Source organism: Paraburkholderia sp. BL23I1N1 (assembly GCF_003610295.1).
GTDB lineage: Bacteria > Pseudomonadota > Gammaproteobacteria > Burkholderiales > Burkholderiaceae > Paraburkholderia.
Window position 1 is genome coordinate 1042668 of the sequence record NZ_RAPV01000001.1, and the last position, 21847, is coordinate 1064514.

Sequence of the window (21847 nt, forward strand, 5' to 3'; positions counted from 1 at the left end):
GGCCGGCCGCTTCCACTTTCTTCATACCTGCCGGAACGGATTTCCCGTATCCGCACTTCCAGCGAAATGCGTTAGCGATACTGCCCGGCGTATTTGACCACCTTGTCGATATTGGCCTTGGTGATGAAGCCCGGGCCGGAACCGATATTGCGCGGCCCATAGGCGGGTGCCAGGCCATAGGTGGCGAGGCGTTGCTGGAACTTCGGATTGGCCTCCAGGATCTGGCGGATCTTCGCCGGATCCGTGGTGTGTTCCTTCTTCACGATGGCCAGCACGGCGACCGGGATATAGCCTTGCAGGTAGGGCTGCTGATCGATCGCGAACTGGATCGTGCCGTCCTGGATGCCCTTCGCAATGTCACTGTCGAAGTCGAAGGTCGCGAACCAGACCTTGCCGGCGAGGCCCATCTGCTGCAGCGCCTTGATCGTCGGCGCTGCCGACAACGGACCGAGGGTGAGCACCGCCTGGGTGTTCGGGTGATTGCGCAGATACGCGCTCACTTTCGATTGCACGCCGGTCGGGTCCTGGCCTGCGTCGAGCGTGGAGGACTTGAAGTCGACGCCGATCGCCTCGGCAAAGCCGCGGCAGCGTTCGAACGAAGCCGGGTTGGTCGCGTAATGGTTGACGCACAGGAACGATTTGATGCCCGCTGCCTTCGCCTTTTCGCCCGCTGCCTTGCCCGCGGTGTATTCAGGCTGGCCGACGTGCATGAGTGCGCCAAGCTGCGCGCTTTGCGCCTCAGTGCCGGAATTGATCGTGACGAGCGGGATGTGTTTCTCGGTGACCTTGGCGATCGCGCTCTTGAGCACGTCGAAGTCGGCGATCGAGACGATCACGCCGTCGTAGTTGCGCGCCGCCGCCTGTTCGACGAGGCGTGCCATATCGGCGATGTCGCCATTCGGCGGATTGCGATAGTCGGTCTCGACGTTGAAATCTTCGTCGGCCTGTTTGATGGCGTTCTTGATGGTGTTCCACCACGAATCGGAATCCGGCGCGTGGCTGATCAGCACGAAGTGCGCGTCAGCCGCGCGGGCGGTCGACGCCGCACCGAATCCCGTCGCCAACGTCAATGCCGTCACCAGAATCCTGAGCGTAGCCTTGCCCTTGCAAAGTCTCATTGTCTCCACCTTTCTCGGTCTGTCGTTATTGAAGGGAGCGTCTGGCGGGCGGCCTTCCGATTGCGTGCGTTGCGGCATACGTCAGCCGATGCACCATCGCTCACGAACAAGATTAGGCCATCTTCTCTAGCGTTGCAATGAAAATTTCATGGCAAATAAAAATGGAAAATACATTCCATTTGCTGGGGCGCCTGCCTATAATCGGCAACGTCAGGACACTGTGCGGCACGCGCTGAAAACGCTTTGCGCACTGCAATAAAGCAACGAAGAGAGAGCCATGGCGGAAGAGAGCACAGAAGACTTGCCGAGCGTCGAAGAATTGATGCAACGCATCGCGGAAAACTACGAAGCGTTGCCGCGTCAGTTGAAAAACGTCGCGACGTATATCGAGCAGCATCGATCGAGCGTGATGGTGGATCGCACCAGCGACATCGCCACAAGCTGCGGCGTGCATCCGTCCGCGGTGGTGCGCTTTGCGCAGCGCTTCGGTTTTTCCGGCTTCTCCGATCTGCAGGCCGTGTTCCGCCAGGCTTATACGGGCCAGGGCACTTCGTCGCCGAGTTATCAGCAGCGGATTCGCAAGCTGATCGACGAGAAACCGGGTGCGTTATCCGGCGGCGCGGTGGCACGTGAATTCATCGCGGCCTCACGAGGTGGGCTGGAAGAACTCGAAGCCGGGCTCGACGACGCGCAATTCGACGCCGCCGTGAAGATGCTGCAGCAGGCCGACAACATCTACGTGATCGGCGTGCGGCGTTCGTTTCCGGTGGCGAGCTACATCGTCTACGCTTTGCAGCACACGCCGAAGCGCGTGCATCTGGTGTCCGGTTTCGGCGGCATGTACCGCGAACAGATTCGCAGCGTGAAGAAGGGCGACGTTGTGATCGCGATCAGCTTTGCGCCGTATGGCAAGGAAACGCAGTATTGCCTTCGTGTCGCGCATCATCACCAGGCGAAGACACTGGTTATTACGGATAGCCAACTATCTCCGCTGGCGCGTTATGCCACCACCCAACTGTATGTGAAAGAGGGCAGCGCGTTTGCGTTCCGCTCGCTGACCAGCACGATCTGTTTGTGCCAGGCGTTGTTCATCGCGCTTGCGTACAAGCTCGAACTGAACGTTGAAGAATCCAAAGACACTGGAGGATACGATGACTGATGCAGTAAAGACGATTGACGTAGCCGTATTCGGCGCGGGACGCATCGGCAAGATTCATGCGGCGAATCTGGCGCGGCAACCGGGCGTGCGGCTCAAGTATGTGGTCGACGTGAATCGCGAGGCGGCCGCGGCGCTGGCGGTCGAGCATGGCGCGCAGGTTGCGGATATCGATGGCGCGATGGGCGATGCGTCGATCGGCGCGACGGTGATCTGTTCGAGCACGGACACGCACGCGGATCTGATCGTGAAATCGGCCGCGCAGCAGAAACATGTGTTCTGTGAAAAACCGGTCGATCTGACTTTGGAGCGGGCGCGTGCCTGTGCCGAGGCGGTGGAATGTGCGGGCGTGGTTTGCATGATCGGATTTCAGCGTCGCTTTGATCCGACCTTTTCCGCGTTGAAAGCACGCATCGACGCGGGTGAAATCGGCACGCCTGAAATGCTCGTGGTGACGAGCCGCGATCCGGGCGCACCGCCGGTCGAGTACATCAAGCACTCGGGCGGCATTTTCAAGGACATGCTGATTCACGACTTCGACATTTTCCGCTGGATTCTCGACGACGAGGCCGACACGCTGCACGCCACTGGCAGTTGTCTTTCCGATCCGGTGATTGCCGAAGCGGGCGATATCGATTCGACCGCGGTGACGATTCGCACGAAGCGCGGCCGTCTGTGCCAGATCAACACCGCGCGGCGTGCGGCCTATGGGTACGACCAGCGCTTCGAGGTACTTGGCAGCACCGGCATGCTGCAGGCGGGCAACGTCCGGCCCACCGAAGTCACTGCATATTCGAAAACCGAAGTATCGAGCGACGTGCCCGAGGCGTTTTTCCTCGAGCGTTATCGCGCGGCGTACGCATTGGAAATCGCGCATTTCTTCGACGCGGTGACGCGCGGCAAGCCGGTGCGAACCACCGTCGCCGACGGCCTGAAAGCGCTCGAACTCGCCGATGCCGCGACGCGCTCGTGGCGCGAGGGCCGCGCGGTGAAATTGGGTGAGGCATTGTGATGAAGGCGACGGCTGGGCGGCTTCGTTTGGGCGTGGTGGGCTTGGGGCGTTTGGGCAAGCGTCACGCGGAGAATCTGGCGTATCGCGTGCCGGGGGCGGCGCTCGTGGCCGCTTGCAGTCCGGTGGACGAGGAGCGGGCGTGGGCGCGCGAGGCGCTGCCCGAACCGCGTCTTTACGACGATTACGCGGATCTGCTCGCCGATCGCGATGTGGATGCGGTGTGGCTCGTCACGCCGTCGTCGTTGCACGCGCAGCAGATTATTGACGCGTTGCGTGCGGGCAAACATGTGTTCTGCGAGAAGCCGTTGTCGTTGGATCTTGCCGAGTGCGAGCGGGTATTGGCCGAGGCCGCACGTTATCCGCATTTGCAGGCGACTATCGGTTTTATGCGGCGTTTTGATCCGAGCTATAAGGATGCGTTCGACAAGATTCAGTCTGGTGTGATCGGCCGGCCTTTTCTTGTGCGCTCGCAGACTACTGACCAAAACGATGCCGATGGTTTTTTCGTGCGTTTCGCGGCAACCTCGGGTGGCATTTTTCTGGACTGCACCGTGCACGATATCGATGTCGCGCGATGGTTGCTTGGGAAGCCACGAGCCAAACGCGTGTTTGCGGCGGGCGCGGTTGCATTGCACGAGGGGCTGTGTGAATTCGGCGACGTCGATAATGGCGTGGCAATCTGCGAGTTCGAGGACGGGAAGCTTGCTATGTTTTATGCGTCGAGGACGCAGGCGCATGGGAATGATACGAATAGCGAAGTGATTGGGACTTCTGGGGCGTTGGCCATAGGCCATAATCCGCGGGCGAATCGCGTTGAGATTTATGATGCCACAGGCGTTCGGAATGAATGTACGCCGACGTTCTTTGATCGGTTTGAGGACGCGTTTTTGTATGAGGCGAGGGCCTTCGTCGCGGCGGTGCAGGGCGGTGCGGCATCGAATGCGCAAGCAGGCGCCACGATGGCCGATGCGCTTGAAGCGACTCGTATTGGGATGGCGTTGCGGCAGTCGCTGCAGAGTGGGGAGGCTGTTGTTTTGTAGTTAAGAGAGGTCTTAGGTTTTTTTGCCTTCGCGGCGCTTGTCTGTGTTTTTATGGTGTTGGCCTTTCCTTGATTTCTTATTGGTTTATTAGCGTTGCCCCTGTGCGGGGCAATGCTCTCAACTGATATGACTTTCCGTGTCAATCGGGATCGGTTTTCGTTTTCCATCCATAGGTGCGTGAATTTCCTGAGGGCGACGTAGCAGTAAGTCTCGACGGTGGATCACACTTCTATGAGCGAAATTCTGTCAAGATTACTTCGCCGAAATTTTCATAACATGTCTCCGTGTTTGGACTGAAGTCGCCGTTGCGCTCGTGAGAATAACCAGCATCTCACCACCTTCTATCCGCTGGCGTGTCACCAGCCTCATCCTGCATGCGCGTTACGCCGGAGTCATTTCCGGGAACATGCCCCATCTGAAAATATTCGGTTGCTTCTGCAACCCAGCGTGATCACGGGCATGTTCACTCCAACCGTGTTTGCTACGTCTCTGCCTGGCCAAGCCTGTACGTCCATGCTGCGAACCTGAAGGCGACTTAGGTTGACTTAAGGTGCGCGCCTTCGGGAATGACTCCGTCTTTCAGATAACGCCACAGCGCAATGGCAAGACGTCGCGCTACCGCGACGATGGCGATGCGTCGCGCGCGTCGATTCGGCCCCGTGCCCTGTGTGCGCTGGCCAAACCATTTCGTTAATGCGCTGCCAGGCTGGTAGCGCAGCCAGGTCCATGCGATCTCGATCAGCAGCGCGCGTACCCGCCGGTTTCCCTGTTTGCTGATCCCCTGGTCGACCTGGCTTTCGCCGCTGTCGTAGGGCTGCGGCACCAGCCCGACGCACGCGCCGACTTCGCGGCGGTTGTTGAAGTCCCGCCAGAACAGTTCGAGGGCAAGGCGTGAAGCGCCTACTTCGCCAATCCCCTGCAGGCGCGCCAGCGCATCGCAACGCTGGCGCGCGTGTGCCGGTACGTTTGTCTGTCGCGTCTTCTCCAGCGCCGCAAGTTGCTGTTCGACGAGTGCCAGCCGTTCGCACTCGCGCAGTAACCGCTCACGCATCTCGCACGGTAACGGCGCACCGTCGTGGCAGCGCACCTCCTCGCGCTCGAGCCGGCCGGCGAAGGTCCGGTGATCGACCGCATCCCAGCAGCCGAGCGTGGCCGGCAGCTTGCGCATCCGGTCGCGGTGCTGCAGGACTTCCTTCTGCAGTTGCCCGCGCTCGCGCATCAACTGGCGCGATGCCTCGTCCTCCGGTGACGGCACGTGCACCACGTGCACCACGTGCATGGGGTCGCGCTCGCCGCGCAGCCACGCGCGCAGGTTGATGACGAGCTTGATCACATCGAGCCGGTCGGTCTTGGCGCGCCGCTGATGGCGTTCGACCGGAATGCTTGCCGGATCGACAACATAGCACTCGATGTGTCGACGCTGCAGCGCGCGACAGATCCAGAACGCATCCTGCCCTGCCTCATAGCTCACGACGACTCGCACGTCTGCCGGCAATGACCACTTCTCCTTGTGTGCCTCGATCAGGTCCAGCACCGCCTGCAGACGCGCCGCGGCCTGCGGTTGTGCGACCGTGTGCACGGCCGGCTTCTCGCGCCGGCCGTCGTGAAGCGCGACTTTCCATTTGGCCGCCGCGAGTTCCAGCGACACTGCCAGCACCGGTACGTCGCCACTACCCGTATATGCCTGATCGGTACGCATGATGTTCTCCTGTGAACAAACCTCAGCACGCTAATTTTAGGCCTCAGCTTGTCGAGGGCCTCGCTTCATAGAAGTGTGATCCACCGTCGAGACTTACTGCTACGTCGCCCTCAGGAAATTCACGCACCTATGGATGGAAAACGAAAACCGATCCCGATTGACACGGAAAGTCATTTCAGTTGAGAGCATTGCCCCGCACAGGGGCAACACTAATAAACCACTAACAAATCAAGGAAAGGCCAACACCATAAAAACACAGACAAGCGCCGCGAAGGCAAAAACCGCCCCCCAAAGCCCCCCGCGCGCAGCGCCCCTTATAATCGAGCATTCTCCGCATCCACCAGCAGACCGACAAATGAGCGAGACCCCGAGCGACACCACCTCTACGCTTGCCAAAAGCTTCGAGCCCCACACCATCGAAGCCCACTGGGGCCCCGAATGGGAAAAGCGCGCCTACGCGGCGCCAAGCTTCGACGAGAACAAAAAAGACTTCTCGATCCAGCTCCCGCCGCCGAACGTCACTGGCACCCTGCACATGGGCCACGCGTTCAACCAGACGGTCATGGACGGCCTCACCCGCTATCACCGCATGCTCGGCGAAAACACCCTGTGGGTGCCGGGCACGGACCACGCGGGCATCGCCACGCAAATCGTCGTCGAACGCCAGCTGGACGCCCAAGGCGTCTCGCGCCACGATCTCGGCCGCGAAAAATTCACCGAACGCGTCTGGGAATGGAAGCAGCAATCCGGCTCGACCATCACGAATCAGGTGCGCCGACTGGGCGCGTCGATCGACTGGTCGCGCGAATATTTCACGATGGACGACAAAATGTCGGCCGCCGTGCGCGACGTGTTCGTACGCCTGTATGAACAGGGTCTGATCTATCGCGGCAAGCGCCTCGTGAACTGGGACCCGGTGTTGCTTACCGCCGTCTCCGACCTCGAAGTGGTCAGCGAAGAAGAAAACGGCCACCTCTGGCACATCCAGTATCCGCTCACGGACGGCTCCGGCCATCTGACGGTCGCCACCACGCGCCCGGAAACCATGCTCGGCGACACCGCCGTGATGGTTCATCCGGAAGACGAACGCTACGCGCACCTGATCGGCAAAACCGTCACGCTGCCGCTCTCCGGCCGCGAAGTCCCGATCATCGCCGACGGCTACGTCGATCGCGAATTCGGCACCGGCGTGGTCAAAGTTACGCCCGCACACGATTTCAACGACTATCAGGTCGGCCTGCGCCACAAGCTGCCGATGATCGAAATCCTCACGCTCGCCGCGAAGATCAACGACAACGCGCCGGGAACATACCGGGGTCTGGACCGTTTCGAAGCCCGCAAGCAGGTCGTGATGGACCTCGAAGCGCTCGGCGCACTCGAATCGGTCAAGCCGCACAAGCTGATGGTGCCGCGCGGCGACCGCACGGGCGTCGTGATCGAGCCGATGCTGACGGACCAGTGGTTCGTCGCGATGAGCAAGCCGGCGCCGGAAGGCACCTTCAATCCGGGCAAATCGATCGCTGAAACCGCACTGGACGTGGTTCGCAGCGGCGAAATCAAATTCGTGCCGGAGAACTGGAGCACCACGTACTACCAGTGGCTCGAAAACATCCAGGACTGGTGTATCTCGCGCCAACTCTGGTGGGGCCATCAGATCCCGGCGTGGTACGGCGAAAACGGTGAAATCTTCGTCGCCAAGACCGAAGAAGGCGCGCGCGAGAAGGCCGCCGAGGCCGGTTACACGGGCTCGCTCAAGCGCGACGAAGACGTGCTCGACACGTGGTTCTCATCGGCACTGGTGCCGTTCTCGTCGCTCGGCTGGCCAGCCGAAACGCCTGAGCTGAAACACTTCATGCCCTCGTCGGTGCTGGTCACTGGCTTCGACATCATTTTCTTCTGGGTCGCACGCATGGTCATGATGACCACGCACTTCACGGGCAAGGTGCCGTTCGACACGGTCTACGTGCACGGTCTCGTGCGCGACGCCGAAGGCCAGAAGATGTCGAAGAGCAAGGGTAATACGCTCGATCCGATCGATATCGTCGACGGCATCGACCTCGACGCGCTGGTTGCCAAGCGCACCACCGGTCTGATGAATCCGAAGCAGGCTGCGTCGATCGAAAAGAAAACCCGCAAGGAATTCCCGGACGGCATTCCGGCGTTCGGTACGGATGCGCTGCGCTTCACCATGGCGTCGATGGCCACGCTCGGCCGCAACGTCAACTTCGACCTCGCGCGCTGCGAAGGCTATCGCAACTTCTGCAACAAGCTGTGGAATGCGACCCGTTTCGTGCTGATGAATTGCGAAGGCCACGATTGCGGTTTCGGCAAACCCGAGCAATGCGGCGAGTGCGGCCCGGACGGCCACCTGAATTTCTCGGCGGCCGACCGCTGGATCGTGTCGCGCCTGCAACGCGTGGAAGCCGAAATCGCCAAGGGTTTCGCCGACTATCGTTTTGACAATGTGGCCAACGCCCTATACAAGTTCGTGTGGGACGAATACTGTGACTGGTATCTCGAACTCGCCAAGGTTCAGATCCAGACGGGTCTGCCGAACCAGCAGCGCGCAACACGCCGCACGCTGCTGCGCGTACTCGAGACGGTGTTGCGCCTCGCGCATCCGGTGATTCCGTTCATTACCGAAGCGTTGTGGCAAAAAGTTGCGCCATTGGCGGCCCGTTACCCCGAAGGCAAAGCCGAGGGCGAGGCGTCCATTATGGTGCAGCCCTACCCCATTGCAGAACCGTCGAAGATCGACGAAGACGCGGAGCAATGGGCGGCCGACCTGAAGGCAGTGATCGATGCGTGCCGGAATCTGCGCGGCGAGATGAATCTGTCGCCGGCGGTCAAGGTGCCGTTGCTCGCTACTGGCAACGCGGAGCGCTTGCGCACCTTCGCTGCGTACGCTCAGGCATTGGCGCGTTTGTCGGAGGTCCGGATCATGACCGACGAGGCAACTCTGGATGCGCAAGCAGATGGCGCGCCAATTGCTATCGTAGGCAACGACAAGCTAGTGCTGAAGGTGGAAATCGACGTCGCTGTGGAGCGCGAGCGTCTGTCGAAAGAGATTACGCGGCTTGGCATCGAGGTCACCAAGTGCAATGCCAAGTTGCAGAATGAAAGCTTTGTTGCAAAGGCCCCGCCGACGGTCGTTGAGCAGGAGCAGAAAAGACTGGCAGAATTCGAAATGACTATCGGCAAGCTGAAGGCCCAATTGGCTCGTTTGCCAGCCTGATCGACGCTCCGTGTCCGCCCCATTGTGGGCTGGCGCGGATCAAATGCTAAACCAGAGGATTCAGGGTAATCACATGCTAAAAGTTACAAAGGCAGTCTTTCCAGTAGCAGGTCTTGGCACCCGGTTCCTCCCTGCCACGAAGGCGAGCCCGAAGGAGATGCTGCCGATCGTCGACAAGCCGCTGATTCAATACGCGGTGGAAGAGGCAATGGCGGCCGGCATCACTGAAATGATCTTTGTCACGGGCCGCAGCAAGCGCGCGATCGAGGACCATTTCGATAAGTCATACGAAATCGAGGCGGAACTCGAGGCGCGTGGCAAGCAAAAGTTGCTGGAACTGGTGCGCAGCATCAAGCCGAGTCATGTGGATTGCTTCTACGTGCGTCAGCCGGAAGCGCTCGGCCTCGGCCATGCGGTGATGTGCGCCGAAAAGCTGGTGGGCGACAACCCGTTCGCCGTCATCCTCGCGGACGACTTGCTGTACGGCACGCCGCCCGTGATGACGCAAATGATCGAGGTGTTCGACCACTATCACAGCTCGGTGATCGGCGTGGAAGAGATCCCGGCGGCGGAGACCAAGTCGTACGGCATCGTCGACGGCAAGGAGTGGGAAGACTCGATCATCAAGATGTCGGGCATCGTCGAAAAGCCGGAGCCGACTGTTGCGCCGTCGAATCTCGGCGTGGTGGGCCGCTATGTGCTGAAGCCGCGGATCTTCGAACATCTGCGCGCGCTGAAGCCGGGCGCGGGTGGCGAATTGCAGCTGACGGACGCGATTCAATCGCTGCTCGCCGATGAACAGGTGCTGGCGTACAAGTACCACGGCACGCGGTTCGACTGCGGCAGCAAGCTGGGTTATCTGAAGGCGACGGTCGAGTTCGCGCTGCGTCACCCGGAAGTGGCAGCGGATTTCGAAGAGTATTTGCGTACCCGTTCGCCGGTGCTGGAAGGCTGAGCAACTGGGTAGTCGCGCAGAATTCCTTGCGCTGTTAGCCTCTCGTTGATACACGTCAGTCAGACGTTAAAAAGGCGCTGTGTCCCGGATTTGCGGGTACAGCGCCTTTTGTTTTGGGGGGCCGAGGAACACCGTTTAGTGGAGCCTGCCTACGGGGCGCGCGGCCAGGAGTGGTTGGCCAGGGGCGTCTCTCACCGGGGACGCCTCTTGTCGCGCGTGACTCGGTGCGTGAGGTTTTCTTCACACGCGAGCTTTGATACGCGTATTTCAGCGTCGCTTCATCAGAAACGTGAAAATCTTGTCGTGTACTGAGCTTTCGACGATTTCGTTGCCGGTTTGCTTGGCGAACGCGGCGAAATCGCGCTGCGAGCCGGGATCGGTGGCAAGCACTTTGAGAATCTGGCCGCTTTCCATGTCGGCGAGCGCTTTCTTGGCGCGCAAAATGGGGAGCGGGCACATCAGCCCGCGCGCATCGACTTCCTTGTGAATCTGAATTTGCATCGACGATGACCTTCGGGAGGGGGCGTCGTTGCGCGACGCCGGACAGAGGGTCAAATTCTACAGCAGGCGGGGGGGTGGCGCCGGGAGCGGTCCGGTTTGGCCTTTTCTTGAATTGGTTGCCTACTCGGTGCTTTTTGTCTACATGCCCGCGGCGTTGGCCTTTCCTTGATTTGATATTGGTTTATTAGCGTCGCCCCTGTGCGGGGCGGCACTCACTTCTCTTTGCCTGCCGCAAAGAGAGGCAAGAGAAAGCGGCTCAAACCGCTAATTCTTAAGCGGGTCCCCCGCGCAGATGCGGTAGTGGTGCATCTGGAATCTGTGTTCTCGCACATTCCGCGGTAGTGACAAGGCAGTCATACTTCCCGCCTCGCACTACGTGCTCGCCGGAAGGGGCCGCTCCGAACCGCCGGATTCGATTGGCTTGGGTGGGGGCCTTCGGCCACGCGCTGAAAACGTCGGATGGCCGCGGGAGTACCGCCGGGTGTCCGAGCGGCTAGCGGCCACTTGCGCACCCCTAACACCCGAAGCGGCCATCGGCCCAAAGAAGTTGCGGTAAGCGCGTGATAGCTGGTGGTTGCCGAATTTCCGCTAAGGGCCGGCAACACCTGCGGCTTGACGGCGCGGGGCGAGGCATCGGCAATAGCCGATAGCCCACGGTTTGATGAACTACCGCGTCGGCGCGCGCAGCGCCGCCGGAAGAATGACTGCCTTGTCACTCACGCGGAGTGTGCGAGAACACAGATTCCAGATGCACCACTACCGTGGCTGCGCGGGGGACCCGCTTAAGGGTTAGCGGTTTGAGCCGCTTTCTCTTGCTTCTCTTTGCGGCAGGCAGGCAAAGAAAAGTAGGTTGCCCCGCACAGGGGCAACGCTAATAAACCAATAAGAAAACAAGGAAAGGCCAACCCCGCAGGCGAACAACCAAAAAGCGCCGCACAGGCAAAAACCGCAAAAAAACCCTAACCCCGCAGGGGCATATAATATCGAACGCCCTCGCCGTCCTCCCAAAAAATGCCCGATCTGCTAGCCAATCTAAACCCCGAACAACACGCTGCCGTCACGCTCCCCAACGAGCCAGCGCTCATCCTTGCAGGCGCGGGCAGCGGCAAAACCCGCGTCCTCATCACGCGGATCGCGTGGCTCATCCAGCACGGCCTCGCGTCACCCGCCACCATCCTGGCGGTGACCTTCACCAATAAAGCCGCCCGCGAAATGATGTCGCGTCTGTCGGCACTCTTGCCCATCGACACACGCGGCATGTGGATTGGGACCTTCCACGGCCTGTGCAACCGCATGCTCCGCGCGCACCATCGCGACGCAGGCCTGCCCGCCACCTTCCAGATCCTCGATACCGCGGACCAGCTCTCCGCGATCAAGCGCCTCATGAAGGGCCTCAACATCGACGATGAAAAGTACCCGGCGAAAAACCTCCAGTACTTCATCAACAATTCCAAAGAACAAGGCCTGCGGCCGAAAGACGTCGACGCCACGGATAACTTCAACCGCAAATTCGTCGAACTCTACGAAGCCTACGACCAGCAATGCCAGCGCGAAGGCGTCGTCGACTTTCCGGAACTGCTGCTGCGCTGCTTTGAACTGCTCGCGCACAACCCGCCGCTGCGCGCCCACTATCAGGCGCGCTTCAGGCACATCCTCGTCGACGAGTTCCAGGACACCAACAAGCTGCAATATGCGTGGCTGAAGTTGCTGGCCGGGCAGACCAACTCGATCTTCGCCGTCGGCGACGACGACCAGTCGATCTACGCGTTTCGCGGCGCGAACGTCGGCAACATGCGCGACTTCGAACACGAGTTCAACGTCCGGCACATGATCAAGCTGGAACAGAACTACCGCTCGCACGGCCATATCCTCGACGCGGCCAATCAACTGATCGCCAACAACTCGCGGCGTCTGGGCAAGAATCTGCGTACCGACGCGGGTCACGGCGAACCGGTACGCGTCTACGAGTCCGCCACCGATACACAAGAAGCCGGCTGGATCGTCGAGGAAATCAAGGCGCTGATCAGCACCGGCACGTCGCGCAGCGAAGTCGCCATCCTGTATCGCAGCAACGCGCAGTCGCGCACCATCGAACACACGCTGGTCAACGCGGGCATCGCGTACCGGGTGTACGGCGGTCTGCGCTTTTTCGAACGTCAGGAAGTCAAGCACGCGCTCGCCTATTTGCGCCTGATCGACAATCCGAACGACGACACCGCGTTCGCCCGCGTCGTCAATTTCCCCACGCGCGGCATCGGCGCGCGCTCGATCGAGCAACTGGCCGATGCGGCGCGTCTGTACAACTGCTCGATGGCTGCGGCAATTCCGTATGTCGCGGGCAAGGCGGGGTCGAGCCTGGCGAGTTTCGCGAACCTGATCGGCAGGATGCGCGCGGAAACGCAGCAGATGAGCCTGCCGGAAACGGTCGAATACGTGGTTAGCACGAGTGGTCTCACGGAGTTCTATCAGAACGAACGCGAAGGCCAGGATCGGCTCGAGAATTTGCAGGAACTGGTCAACGCGGCGGCGGCTTTCGTCAGCGAAGAAGGCTACGGCATGGATACGCCGGCGCGCTCGATTCCGCTGCGCCCGGGCACAACCGCGGCGCCCGAGTTGGCTGTCGCTACCGACGATCCGAATATCGTCGTGCTGGATGCCCCCGGCATCGCCGATCCGGCGCAAAACCCGGACACGATGACACCGCTCGCCGGTTTCCTGTCGCACGCCTCGCTTGAAGCGGGCGACAACCAGGCGCAAGCCGGTCAGGAGGCCGTGCAATTGATGACGGTGCACGCGGCCAAGGGCCTGGAGTTCACGGCGGTGTTCATCACCGGGCTCGAAGAAGGGCTGTTCCCGCATGAAAACAGCGCGATGGAGTCGGACGGCCTGGAAGAAGAGCGCCGTCTGATGTACGTGGCGATCACGCGGGCCAAGGAGCGGTTGTATCTGTCGTTTGCGCAGAGCCGGATGCTGCATGGCCAGACGCGCTATAACATCCGCTCGCGCTTCTTCGACGAACTGCCGCAGGAAACCCTCAAGTGGCTCACGCCGAAGGTCGAGGCGGGCGCGCGTTGGGGCGGCCGTTCGGATAACGCCGGCTACGGTCGCGACTGGTTCGCGCGGCCGGGTTACACGGGGCCTTCGTCGTCGACGCCGGCGCCGTTGCCGGCCTTCGCGAACGAACAGCGCGCAGCGGAAACAGGTTTTCGCGTGGGGCAGCAGGTGTTCCACACCAAGTTTGGGGAAGGCACGATCACGGCGCTGGAAGGTGGCGGCACGGATGCCAAGGCCCAGGTCAAATTCAAACGGCACGGCGAGAAATGGTTGGCACTCGCGGTCGCCAAATTGCAGGCGGTCGAATGAGCACGGGCGGGATACACGGAGCAGGGGCGGACGGTGCACGCGTGACAGGTGCGGCTGCGGCTACAACCGGCATCGATCCAGCGCGCAGCGGCGCGCCGGTCTCCCATCGTCCGCTCGGGATTCTGGCGGCCTTGCCGCAGGAACTCGGCGATCTGATCGAAGCGATGCGCGCCGAATCCGGCGTACGCACCATCACTCACGGTCAGCGTGACTATCACCTCGGCACCGTGCACGGCGCGCCTTGCGTTGTGACACTGGCGCGCGTCGGCAAGGTCGCGGCGGCGGCCACGGTCAGTGCCTTGATTCATGCGTTCGATGTCGAAGCGATCGTGTTTACAGGTGTCGCGGGCGGAGTGGGGACCGAGGTGCGGGTCGGCGATATCGTCGTTGCCAACGTGCTGATGCAGCACGATCTCGACGCGTCGCCGTTGTTTCCGCGATTCGAGGTGCCGCTGCTCGGCGTATCGCGCTTCGCAGCCGATGGGGCGCTCGCCGATCAACTGGCCGCGGCCTGCGAGCGTTTTGTCGCTGAAGAGGGTGCCGCGTCGGCTGCGCGCCTCGGCACGCGCGAGCCGCGCGTGCATCGCGGCTTGATCATCAGCGGAGATCAGTTCGTCGCGAGTGCAACAGGCGTCAAAGCCTTGCGCGATGCGCTGCCGGACGCGCTCGCGGTCGAGATGGAAGGCGCGGCGATCGCGCAGGTTTGTTACGAGTACGGCGTGCCGTGCGCAGTGGTGCGCACCATCTCCGACACCGCTGACGATCACGCGCCGCAATCGTTCGTGTCGTTTCTCACAGAGATCGCGGGGACGTATTCGAATGCGATTCTGACGCGGTTTTTAGCGGCGCGCCGGGTGGCGTGACCTGCTCGCCGCTTTGGCGCTGACTAGTGTTTCGTTGAGTCTCCCAACGCCTCGCGCACCTGCTGCAACGCCGACGGATCCTCGATCGTCGGCAAATCGCCCGGTTCGCGTCCTTCCGCGAGCGCGGCAATCGCGCGGCGCAGCAGCTTGCCCGAGCGGGTCTTCGGCAGCATCGATACCACCACCACACGCGCCGGCCGCGCAATCGCGCCGAGCCGGCGATCGACGGTGGCGGTGAGTTCGGCTTCGAGCTTGGCGCGCGCCTTGTCGTCCGCGTAGGCTTGCGCGTCGCGCAGCACGACGAAGGCCATGGCCGCCTGACCCTTCAGCGCATCGGTCACGCCGACCACGGCCACTTCCGCGACCGCCGCGTGGCTCGATAACGCTTCTTCGATTTCGCGCGTGCCGAGCCGATGGCCGGCGACGTTGATCACGTCGTCGGTGCGGCCGAGGATCGTCACGTAACCGTCTTCATCCTGAATGCCCCAGTCGAAGGTCGAGTAGACCTCCTGGTTGGGAATGCTCGACCAGTAAGTGCTGATGAAGCGCGTGTCGTCGCCCCACACCGTCGACATGCAGCCCGGCGGCAGCGGATATTCCAGCGTGAGCACGCCTTTTTCGCCGGTCGGGCAGGGCTCACCCGTCAGTTCGTTACGCAAGGTCAGATTGAACCCGGCCGACGGCACGCCCGGCGAGCCGAGCTTGGTGGGCAGCGCTTCGACGCCGCGTGGAATCGCCAGCATCGGCCAGCCGGTTTCGGTCTGCCAGTAGTTGTCGATCACAGGTTTGCCGAGCGCATCGGCGATCCATGTCGCGGTTGGTTCGTCGAGCGGCTCGCCGGCCAGGAACAGTGCGCGCAGGCTCGACAGATCGGATTTTTTCAGCAGCGCTGGATCCTGCTTTTTCAGCACCCGTAGCGCGGTCGGCGCGGTGAACATCAGATTGATCTTGTGCTGTTCGACGAGGCGCCACCAGATGCCGCCGTCCGGACGAATCGGCGTGCCTTCGTACATCACCGTCGTGAGGCCCGCGATCAGCGGTGCATAGACGATGTAGCTGTGGCCGACCACCCAGCCCACGTCCGACGCGGTGAACATCGTGTCGCCGGGCTTGCCCTGAAAGATGTGTTCCATCGACGCCGCCAGCGCCACCGCATAGCCACCGACGTCGCGCTGGACGCCCTTCGGCTTGCCGGTGGTGCCCGAGGTGTACAGCACATACGAAGGCTCGTTCGATTCGAGCCATTCGCATGACACATGCGCGTCGAAAAACTGTTCGCGCAACGGCTCGTAGGCGACGAGGTAGCTTGCGTTCAGGCGCTCGGGCGCGAGCTGTCGGTCGATCAGCTGCACGTGCGGCGTCTTGTGGGTTGCACGCGCAAGCGCCTCGTCCACCAGCGGCGTGTAGTCGATCACCTTGCCGCCGCGTGCGCCGGCGTCGGCAGTCACGATCAGCACCGGTTTCGCATCGTCGATGCGCGCCGCCAGATTGGGCGCCGCGAAGCCGCCGAACACCACCGAGTGAATCGCGCCGAGCCGCGCGCACGCGAGCATCGCGAACAGCGCTTCGGGGATCATCGGCAGATAGAGCAGCACCACATCGCCGCGCTTCACGCCTAGCGAGCGCATCACCGCGGCCATGCGGTTGATTTCCGCGTGCAGCTCGGCGTAGGTGTAGCGCCGCTCGATACCGGTTTCCGTCGACACGTACACCAGCGCGTTCTGCTGTGCGCGCTCGGCCAGATGCCGGTCCACCGCGTTATGACAAAGATTCGTGCGGCCGCCGACGAACCAGCGCGCGAACGGCGGATTCGAGCGGTCGAGCACCGCATCGAACGGCGTTTGCCAATGAATCCGCTGCGCCTGTTCACGCCAAAAGTCTTCGGGGTTCTCGATCGAACGGCGGTGGAAGTCGCGGTAGGTGGTCATCGGCGGCGATCCTTCTGCTGCGTGAGTGAGCGGTTGGCGAGTCGTACGGCTGTTGGATTTGGCGAGAAAGCGGTGCGTACTTCCGCACAAGCATAGAGCACGCGCGGCCGTGCGGACAACGCGGGTTCACCATAAGCGCGAGGGAAAGAAAAAAGGCGCCGAAGCGCCTTTCCCTCATTCACTTCCCGTGAAGCATCACTACGCTTTCGCGCGCTTGCCTTCGACATTCGGCAGAAATACCGTCAGCACGCCGATCAGCGGCAGGAAGGAGCAGACCTTGTAGACATAGGCGATGCTGGTGGCGTCGGCCAACTGCCCGAGCACGGCAGCGCCGACTCCGCCCATGCCGAACGCGAACCCGAAGAAGAGGCCCGCCACCATCCCCACCTTGCCGGGGATCAGTTCCTGCGCATAGACGAGGATCGCCGAGAACGCCGAGGCCAGCACGATACCGATGATCACCGTCAGCACGCCGGTCCAGAACAGGTTGGCGTACGGTAGCAGCAGCGTGAACGGTGCAACGCCGAGGATCGACACCCAGATCACATACTTGCGGCCGATCCTGTCGCCGATCGGACCGCCGATCACCGTGCCCGCCGCGACCGCCGCGAGGAACACGAACAGGTGGATTTGCGCGGCCTGTACCGGCAGATGGAACTTGTCGATCAGATAGAACGTGAAATAGCTGTTGATGCTGGCGAGGTAGAAGTACTTCGAGAACACGAGCAGGATCAGCACGCCCATCGCGAGCATGACCTGGTTGCGCGAGAGCGTGGCGTGAGCGGTCTGCGCATGCACCTTCTTCACCGACGGATGCTGCTTGTACCAGCGGCCGATCTGCGTGAGCACGACGATCGCGACCAGCGCCGCCACCGAGAACCACGCGATGCTGCGCTGGCCGTGCGGAATCACGATCAACGCGGCGAGCAACGGTCCGAGCGACGAACCCGCATTGCCGCCCACCTGGAACAGCGACTGCGCCAGACCGTGGCGGCCGCCCGAGGCCATGCGCGCCACCCGAGACGATTCCGGATGGAACACCGACGAGCCGCAGCCGACCAGCGCCGCTGCGACCAGCAGCACGCCGAAACTCGGCGCGACCGACATCAGCAGCAGGCCGCAGAGCGTGAAGCCCATGCCGACGGGCAGCGAATACGGCTTCGGATGCTTGTCCGTATAGCTGCCGACCAGCGGTTGCAGCAGCGACGCGGTGATCTGGTAGGTCAGCGTAATCAGCCCGATCTGCCCGAACGACAGCGAAAAGTTGTCTTTCAGCATCGGGTAGATCGCCAGAATCAACGACTGGATCATGTCGTTGAGCAGGTGCGAAAAGCTGATCGCGCCCAGCACGGAGTAGACCGTGCGCTGAACTTTAGCGGCCGGCTGCGCGGCGGCAGGGGTAGCGGGATTGGTGGAACCCGCGGGAGAAGCTGCGGCGCCGGCGAGGGCGCTTTTATCGAGGCTCGTTTCCATACGCTAGATGAGAGAGAGGAGAGGATGAAAAGTAACGATTTCGGGGTGCCGGTGCGGCGTCGTTCTGCCTGTTCACGTGCCCGCTCGAATGGTGCGGCATTTCGACGCGGCGCCCGGTTTTGTCAGCCAATTGTCGAAGTTTAATGTGGCCTATCCGAAATGTAAGGACAAGTTTTGTCGAGAATCGGACATTTGTGGATCTATCTGGGCACCACGGCTGCGCGGAAAGCGGATGTCTGGTGCACCGTGGCGGTGCTCGTGATGAGTGTGTCGCCATTACCACGGGTCTTTGGCAAGTCATTGGATAAATGCGGTTTGGGGATTTTTGGCCGTGTATAAAACGGTCGCGGGCGCGAAGCTTACAAAGCGATGCGTCGAGGACCGGGCACGACGGTCGGCATGACGCAAGCGGCGTTAAAGATCGCAGACGTTTATGCCGTAGACCCGGAGAGATAAGCATCAATGCCGGAACCGACCTTTCTGGCAGTGCGATACGTGGGGACGAGGAATATGAAAGCAGTTTCGCTGGGCGGTCAGTCGGGCGCGGGGTTCGTACCGGAAGGGGAAGCGACGGGCAAGCCGTCGCCGTCGCATGGGCAGGGCGGCCGCTCGCGTGCCGTGCGGCTGAAGGGTTTGTCGGTGAAGGCGATGCTGCGGCTTGCGTTTGCCGTGCTGCTGATTGGCACGCTCGCGATTGGCGTGTTTTCGCTGACCCAGATCAGCCGCCTGAATGCTTCCGCGCAATCGATCTACGACCAGGGCCACGTGGCGAGCCGCGCTGCTGAAGAAGCGCGTGGCCACATGCTGCGCGCAAGCCGCGCGCAAAAGATGCTGCTTACCGCGACCACCGCCAAGGAGCGCGATGACCTCGGCGCCGACATCGACAAGGGCTTGAGCGGTCTCGCCACGGAACTCGGCACGCTGCAGCAGTACGTCGACACATCCGACGCGAAGGCTGTCGATCAGCAGAAGAAATTTGCCACTGCCGTTGCCGTGTGGAGCGGCCACTTGCGTGATTTTGTGACGCTTGTGAAAGCACAGCCGCTCGATCTTTCGCAGATGAACTGGCAGGTTGGCACACAGGACGTTTCGCTGCTGGTCGAGACCGGCAAGCTTGAAAAACTCGTTGACGAACTCGTAGCGCAGCGCGGAACCGCGGCGAAGGCGACCATCGAAGCGTCGGGTTTCATCTTCCATTCGTCGTTCGTGATGATTGCGGTGATGACCGTGGCGCTGATCGCGCTGGCGTTTGGCATTAGCGAGTGGGTGGTGCGGCGCCTTGCCGGCCAGCTCGGCGGAGAGCCCGCTTACGCGAAGGAAATTGCCAGCCGGATTGCCGCGGGCGACCTGTCGAACCAGATCGCGTTGGGCCGCAAGGACAAGTCGAGCATGCTGTACGCGCTACACGACATGCAAAGCGGGCTCGCGACGACGGTTTCCGACATTGCGTCCAGCGCGGACGCGATTGCTACTGCGTCGGGCGAAATTTCGATGGGCAATCTCGACCTCTCGCAGCGCACCGAGCAGCAGGCGATGGCACTCGAGCGGACGGCTAGCAGCATGGAGCAATTGACTTCCACGGTGCGTCAGAACGCTGACAACGCGAAGCAGGCGAGCACGCTGGCCAACAATGCTTCGGAGATTGCGGAGAAGGGCGGCGACGTGGTGAGCCGCGTGGTTGCGACGATGAACGAGATTAATGACAGCGCGCGCAGCATTGGCGACATCATCGGCGTGATTGAGGGATTGCATTCCAGACCAACATTCTTGCGTTGAACGCCGCGGTGGAAGCTGCGCGAGCGGGCGAGGAGGGCCGAGGATTTTCGGTGGTCGCCGCGGAAGTGCGCAATCTCGCCCAGCGCAGCGCGGCTGCCGCGAAGGAGATCAAGGGGTTGATCAGCACGTCGGTGGAGCGCGTGAGCAACGGCTCGACATTGGCGCAGGATGCCGGTCAGACCATGGACGAAGTGGTGAAGGCGGTGAAGCGTGTGACTGACATCATGGGCGAGATTTCGGCGGCGTCATCGGAACAGAGCGCGGGGATTGAAGAGATCAATCTTGCGGTAACGCAAATGGATTCCGGCACACAGCAGAACGCGGCGTTGGTGGAACAGGCAACAGCGGCCGCCAGATCGCTGGACGACCAGGCCCGCGGCCTGAAGCAGATGGTTGGAAAGTTCAGGCTATAAACAGCGAAGCGCGGGAAATGACGGGCCGCGGATGAGGACCCGCAAATTAAGCCCTGCGCTTGAAGCTTCGCAACTAACGCAACACCTCGGCGCGCACCGCGCTGCCGAGGCGAAGCCGATGGCACCCGCTACGCGCAATCTAAACCTTAGGTTTCCCAGGCAAATCCATCCGCGACGCACGCAGTGCGGAGGGGGAGCGAATGAGCCCTTAGTCACTAACGGTGAATGTGCGGGGGCACGGATTCCAGATGCACCACTACCGTGGCTGCGCGGGGGACCCGCTTAAGAGTTAGCGGTGTGAGCCGCTTTCTCTTGCTTACTTCTCTTTGCGGCCGGCTAAGAGAAGTGAGTGCCGCCCCGCACAGGGGCAACGCGAATAGACCACTAACAAAACAAGGAAAGGCCAACACCGCAGGCACACACAGGAACAAGCGCCGCGCAGGCAAATTACTTAGCTTGGCGTAACAACAACAGTACAAGTAATCCCAGCAGCCAGCACGACGCCCTCGGGCACAGAATCAATCCTCACCCGCACGGGCACGCGCTGCGCCAACCGAACCCAATTAAAGGTGGGATTCACATCAGCCAGCAGTTCGCGGCTCTCGGGATTATCCCGATCATAGATTCCCCGAGAGATGCTCTCGACATGCCCCTGCAAGGTGCCCCCACTCATCAACCGAACCTCAGCCTTATCACCGACCCGAACATGAGGAAGCTTAGTCTCCTCAAAATACCCATAAACCCAGAATGAATGACTATCAACAATCGCCAGCTTAGCTGAACCAGCAGTCGCATAATCCCCTCGAAAAACATTCAGATTAGTAACATACCCATCAACCGGCGCAACAACCCGAGTCCGCTCAAGATTCAACTTGGCAGCATCAAGCGCAGCCAAAGCCTGCTGATAAGAAGCCTCAGCAGCAGACGCAGTATGAGTAGCATTCTCACGACTCTCTTTGGACACAACCAAAGCATCCATATCCGCCCGCCGCTGCGCATCATCCCGCTTCATCTGCAACTCAGCCTTACGCGCAGCAACAGCAGCTTCAGCCTGCTCAACAGCAATCTGATAATGCGAAGGATCGATCTGCATTAACAGATCCCCCTTCTTAACCAGTTGGTTATCCTTAACAGGCAAATCCACAACCGCACCGGAAACATCAGGCGCCACATTCACAATCTCAGCGCGCACGCGCCCATCGCGCGTCCATGGTTCATCCATGTAATGAACCCACAACGCGCGCCCAATCAAAATCGCGACGATAAAAATAATGGCTGTCGCGACGAAGCCAACAATATTTCGGATGGTCATGTT

General features: G+C 61.2%; 13 protein-coding genes and 1 pseudogene. 8 read left to right on the top strand and 6 right to left on the bottom strand.

Going from position 1 to position 21847, the window contains the following annotated elements; genetic code table 11:
- Positions 1-71 precede the first annotated feature (71 nt).
- Complete coding sequence (locus B0G76_RS04975; protein ID WP_120290561.1) at positions 72-1118, bottom strand: sugar ABC transporter substrate-binding protein; 1047 nt, start codon at positions 1116-1118, stop codon at positions 72-74.
- 277 nt (positions 1119-1395) lie between these two features.
- Between B0G76_RS04975 and B0G76_RS04980 the strand changes: the two genes are divergently transcribed.
- From B0G76_RS04980 to B0G76_RS04990, 3 genes are read left to right on the top strand one after another with little or no spacing between them, the layout of a single operon-like run.
- Positions 1396-2277, top strand: a complete 882-nt coding sequence (locus B0G76_RS04980) for a MurR/RpiR family transcriptional regulator (RefSeq protein WP_120290563.1) — start codon at positions 1396-1398, stop codon at positions 2275-2277.
- Positions 2270-3286, top strand: a complete 1017-nt coding sequence (gene iolG, locus B0G76_RS04985) for an inositol 2-dehydrogenase (protein ID WP_120290564.1) — start codon at positions 2270-2272, stop codon at positions 3284-3286. The genes B0G76_RS04980 and iolG overlap by 8 nt, the downstream gene beginning before the upstream one ends.
- Entirely contained in the window at positions 3286-4326 is a 1041-nt protein-coding gene (locus B0G76_RS04990; protein ID WP_120290566.1) for a Gfo/Idh/MocA family oxidoreductase, read from the top strand. The genes iolG and B0G76_RS04990 overlap by 1 nt, the downstream gene beginning before the upstream one ends.
- Before the next feature lie 535 nt (positions 4327-4861).
- Here the strand turns inward: B0G76_RS04990 and B0G76_RS04995 are convergent.
- Entirely contained in the window at positions 4862-6025 is a 1164-nt protein-coding gene (locus B0G76_RS04995) for an IS110 family transposase (RefSeq protein ID WP_120290568.1), read from the bottom strand.
- Between the two features lie 355 nt (positions 6026-6380).
- Between B0G76_RS04995 and B0G76_RS05000 the strand changes: the two genes are divergently transcribed.
- Both B0G76_RS05000 and galU read left to right on the top strand, forming a co-directional pair.
- Complete coding sequence (locus B0G76_RS05000; protein ID WP_120290570.1) at positions 6381-9260, top strand: valine--tRNA ligase; 2880 nt, start codon at positions 6381-6383, stop codon at positions 9258-9260.
- A gap of 73 nt (positions 9261-9333) precedes the next feature.
- Positions 9334-10215 carry a UTP--glucose-1-phosphate uridylyltransferase GalU gene (galU, locus tag B0G76_RS05005; RefSeq protein ID WP_120290572.1) on the top strand — a complete coding sequence of 294 codons (882 nt, stop codon included), beginning with the start codon at positions 9334-9336 and terminating at the stop codon, positions 10213-10215.
- Positions 10216-10482: 267 nt separating this feature from the next.
- Here galU and B0G76_RS05010 read toward each other — a convergent pair whose 3' ends face one another.
- Positions 10483-10710 carry a sulfurtransferase TusA family protein gene (locus tag B0G76_RS05010; protein WP_120296207.1) on the bottom strand — a complete coding sequence of 76 codons (228 nt, stop codon included), beginning with the start codon at positions 10708-10710 and terminating at the stop codon, positions 10483-10485.
- Positions 10711-11727: 1017 nt separating this feature from the next.
- Here B0G76_RS05010 and B0G76_RS05015 point away from each other — a divergent pair.
- Together B0G76_RS05015 and B0G76_RS05020 are read left to right on the top strand one after the other, a co-directional pair.
- Complete coding sequence (locus tag B0G76_RS05015) at positions 11728-14079, top strand: UvrD-helicase domain-containing protein (RefSeq protein WP_120290573.1); 2352 nt, start codon at positions 11728-11730, stop codon at positions 14077-14079.
- The gene (locus B0G76_RS05020; RefSeq protein WP_259460504.1) at positions 14076-14942 is read left to right on the top strand and encodes a 5'-methylthioadenosine/adenosylhomocysteine nucleosidase; all 867 of its coding nucleotides are present in this window, start codon (positions 14076-14078) and stop codon (positions 14940-14942) included. The genes B0G76_RS05015 and B0G76_RS05020 overlap by 4 nt, the downstream gene beginning before the upstream one ends.
- Before the next feature lie 23 nt (positions 14943-14965).
- Here the strand turns inward: B0G76_RS05020 and B0G76_RS05025 are convergent, their stop codons facing one another.
- Positions 14966-16960 (bottom strand): propionate--CoA ligase, encoded by a 1995-nt coding sequence (locus tag B0G76_RS05025; RefSeq protein WP_259460505.1) that lies wholly within the window; start codon positions 16958-16960, stop codon positions 14966-14968.
- Positions 16961-17068: 108 nt separating this feature from the next.
- Positions 17069-18343: an MFS transporter gene (locus B0G76_RS05030; protein ID WP_120290577.1), complete on the bottom strand. Its 1275-nt coding sequence runs from the start codon at positions 18341-18343 to the stop codon at positions 17069-17071.
- Positions 18344-18853: 510 nt separating this feature from the next.
- On the opposite strand from B0G76_RS05030, the pseudogene B0G76_RS05035 reads away from it, so the two are divergent.
- Positions 18854-20532: pseudogene (locus B0G76_RS05035) on the top strand (methyl-accepting chemotaxis protein).
- 451 nt (positions 20533-20983) lie between these two features.
- Here the strand turns inward: B0G76_RS05035 and B0G76_RS05040 are convergent.
- Positions 20984-21844, bottom strand: a complete 861-nt coding sequence (locus B0G76_RS05040) for an HlyD family secretion protein (RefSeq protein ID WP_120290579.1) — start codon at positions 21842-21844, stop codon at positions 20984-20986.
- Between the last annotated feature and the right edge of the window lie 3 nt (positions 21845-21847).

What these genes read in the sequence shown, in the direction of transcription:
- B0G76_RS04990 (WP_120290566.1), top strand. Translation starts at nt 3,286, where the DNA reads ATGAAGGCGACGGCTGGGCGGCTTCGTTTGGGCGTGGTGGGCTTGGGG.
- iolG (WP_120290564.1), top strand. Translation starts at nt 2,270, where the DNA reads ATGACTGATGCAGTAAAGACGATTGACGTAGCCGTATTCGGCGCGGGA.
- B0G76_RS05040 (WP_120290579.1), bottom strand. Translation starts at nt 21,844, where the DNA reads ATGACCATCCGAAATATTGTTGGCTTCGTCGCGACAGCCATTATTTTT.
- B0G76_RS05015 (WP_120290573.1), top strand. Translation starts at nt 11,728, where the DNA reads ATGCCCGATCTGCTAGCCAATCTAAACCCCGAACAACACGCTGCCGTC.
- B0G76_RS05000 (WP_120290570.1), top strand. Translation starts at nt 6,381, where the DNA reads ATGAGCGAGACCCCGAGCGACACCACCTCTACGCTTGCCAAAAGCTTC.
- B0G76_RS04975 (WP_120290561.1), bottom strand. Translation starts at nt 1,118, where the DNA reads ATGAGACTTTGCAAGGGCAAGGCTACGCTCAGGATTCTGGTGACGGCA.
- galU (WP_120290572.1), top strand. Translation starts at nt 9,334, where the DNA reads ATGCTAAAAGTTACAAAGGCAGTCTTTCCAGTAGCAGGTCTTGGCACC.
- B0G76_RS04995 (WP_120290568.1), bottom strand. Translation starts at nt 6,025, where the DNA reads ATGCGTACCGATCAGGCATATACGGGTAGTGGCGACGTACCGGTGCTG.
- B0G76_RS05030 (WP_120290577.1), bottom strand. Translation starts at nt 18,343, where the DNA reads ATGGAAACGAGCCTCGATAAAAGCGCCCTCGCCGGCGCCGCAGCTTCT.
- B0G76_RS05020 (WP_259460504.1), top strand. Translation starts at nt 14,076, where the DNA reads ATGAGCACGGGCGGGATACACGGAGCAGGGGCGGACGGTGCACGCGTG.
- B0G76_RS04980 (WP_120290563.1), top strand. Translation starts at nt 1,396, where the DNA reads ATGGCGGAAGAGAGCACAGAAGACTTGCCGAGCGTCGAAGAATTGATG.